Raw genomic sequence first — 1,543 nt, 5'->3', positions numbered from 1 at the left:
CGGAAGTTGTCAACCTGTCTGAGACACGTTGGTGTTGATTCCCGTCGGTCCGGGAAGGGCTGGTGCTACCGGTCTGGCCCGGAACCGTTCGGGATGCTGCGACCAGTAGCGGTCGAGCGCTTGCTGGCGCCGTTGCCGGTCGAGGGCAGCGGTGCCGGCATGGATGGCCGCCGGGGTGTGGCGGCCGAGTCCGCTGTGGCGGTGTTCGGTGGCGTAGCGGTGGAGAAACCCGGCGGTCCAGTCGCGGGCATGGTCGATGCTGTCGAACACGAGCGGGCAGCTCAGGTCGTATTTGATGGTCTTGAACAACGACTCCGAGAACGGGTTGTCGTCACTGACCCGCGGCCGGGCATACGAGGCGAGCACACCGTCGCCCGCAAGCGCATCGACGAGGGTGTGGGCACGCATGATCGATCCGTTGTCGGCGTGCACCACCCCCGGCGCCCCGTGTTCGGCGATGGCGGTCGCGAACATCTGCACCGCCAGGTCGGTGTTCTCGGTGTACTCGATCCTCCAGGCCACCGGATACCGAGAGAACACGTCGATCACCAGATACAGCTTGTACCGGTCCTGCGTGCGGGGCCCACGGAGCTCGGTGACATCCCAGGACCACAAGTCCCCGACCCGCCCGCAGTGCACGATCGGCTTGTGCCGAGGAGTTGAGCCACCACCGTATTTCCTGCGTCGGCGATCGCCGACCATGTTCTGTTCGGTCGCGACCCGGTAGAAGGTCCGCTCCGAGCAACCGACCCTTCCCGCGTCGAACGCCCGCCAATACGTCTGCACCACAGACAGTTCGGCGTACTCGTCGGATTCGAGCACAGCGATGATGGCGGTGCGTTCATCGGCGGTCAGCGCGGCCGGTTGCCGTCGCTTCTTCTGCGGTATCGGGTCGGTCACCGGCCGGTAGTGCCGGTAGTTGCGGGTGAGCCGGTAGTACGTCGAGCGTGGCAGCCCGACCAGCCCACACGCGGCGCGGACCCCGATCCCGGTTGCGGCGAGCTCGTCGACGAACTCGATCAGTACAGTTTGTTGCGTTCGAGCCAGTTCGCGTACTCGGTGGCGCTCAGCAGCGCCGGCGGGATCTCGGGTTCGTCGTCGGTCGTCGAGCTCGTGGTAATCCCCTCCAAGAGCTCGTACGCTTTTCCCAGAATTTCCTGCACGGCCTCACCCTGGGCGACCTTGTGTTTGAGTGCCGCATTCTCCTTGCGTAGTCGTGCCAGTTCGGCACGGTCGGCGTTCTCCATTCGGCGCAGCGACCTCTCTTCTCGGGTGACCGACGTCAGTCCCGTGAATTCTCCCTCGTCACGGCTGCGCAGCCAACGCCGCACGGTGGCCCGGGTGAGGTTGTGCTCGCGCAGCAACCTGGTCCTGGCGCCCCGAGCGGTCGCAGCATCCCATTGGTGGATGAACTCGAGCCGAAAGGCAATCGGGAATTGCCTCCCGCCGGTCGGGGTGCGTCCGATCTCGATGTCGATCATGCATCACTCGCTTCCCCGCGCCCCTGCCACGATGTGTCTCACGACCACCCTGGCAACAAACG

2 protein-coding genes are annotated in these 1,543 nt (G+C 65.3%); both read right to left on the bottom strand.

The genetic code is table 11. The features are described from left to right. Positions 1 to 9 precede the first annotated feature (9 nt). A complete protein-coding gene (locus tag ACFTZB_RS45550; RefSeq protein ID WP_378442572.1) occupies positions 10 to 1,020 on the bottom strand; it encodes a transposase in 1,011 nt (336 codons plus the stop codon). After that, the gene (locus ACFTZB_RS45545) at positions 1,020 to 1,481 is read right to left on the bottom strand and encodes a hypothetical protein (RefSeq protein ID WP_256973529.1); all 462 of its coding nucleotides are present in this window, start codon (positions 1,479 to 1,481) and stop codon (positions 1,020 to 1,022) included. Before ACFTZB_RS45545 ends, ACFTZB_RS45550 begins: the two co-directional genes overlap by 1 nt. Positions 1,482 to 1,543 lie beyond the last annotated feature (62 nt).

The organism is Rhodococcus sp. NPDC057014 (assembly GCF_042673295.1).
In the GTDB taxonomy this organism is placed as follows: domain Bacteria; phylum Actinomycetota; class Actinomycetes; order Mycobacteriales; family Mycobacteriaceae; genus Rhodococcus_F.
The sequence above is the reverse complement of the archived record's forward strand: the minus strand, read 5'-3'. Positions and strand labels throughout refer to the sequence as shown.